This window comes from Micromonospora sp. D75, from assembly GCF_018070405.1.
GTDB classification, from domain to species: domain Bacteria; phylum Actinomycetota; class Actinomycetes; order Mycobacteriales; family Micromonosporaceae; genus Micromonospora; species Micromonospora chalcea.
Map to the genome: position 1 here is coordinate 1 of NZ_JAGPXV010001194.1, position 459 is coordinate 459.

The 459-nt window shown below is 69.9% G+C and carries 1 pseudogene; it reads left to right on the forward strand.

The features are described from left to right. A pseudogene (locus KBX39_RS32825) lies at nt 1-245 on the forward strand (hypothetical protein); the annotation flags it as partial. Nucleotides 246-459: the final 214 nt, after the last annotated feature.

Genomic DNA, 459 nt, shown 5'->3' on the forward strand with positions numbered 1-459 from the left:
GTGTCAGCGCCAGCGCGCTGATCACGGCCGTGCTCGGCCTGTGGGCCGCCTGGCTGCTGCGCCGCGACCGGGCCGAGGCGTTCCGGCTGTTCAAGCTGGCGCTCCTGGTCGACCTGCTGTTCGGGCAGGTCTTCAACTTCACCGTCAACCAGTTCGGCGCGGTCTCCGCGGTCGCGCTCGACCTGGCGCTGCTCGGTGTCGTCACCGCCGAGCACCGCCGGCTGCGCCGCGCCGCGGACCGGTGAGCCGTTCCGACATGCTGACCTGGTGCGAGATCGCTACGGTGGTCACCTGATCCAGGAAAGGGAGAATCATGGCCGATGCTCCGGGCACCGCGCCCCGCGCGCGTCCCAGTGTGGTGACGCTTTCCAGCTGGCTGCTCATTCTCGTCGCCGCGATCCAGGTGGTGAACCTGATCGTGGCGCTGACCGTCGCGGGCACCGTCCGCGACGTCCTCAC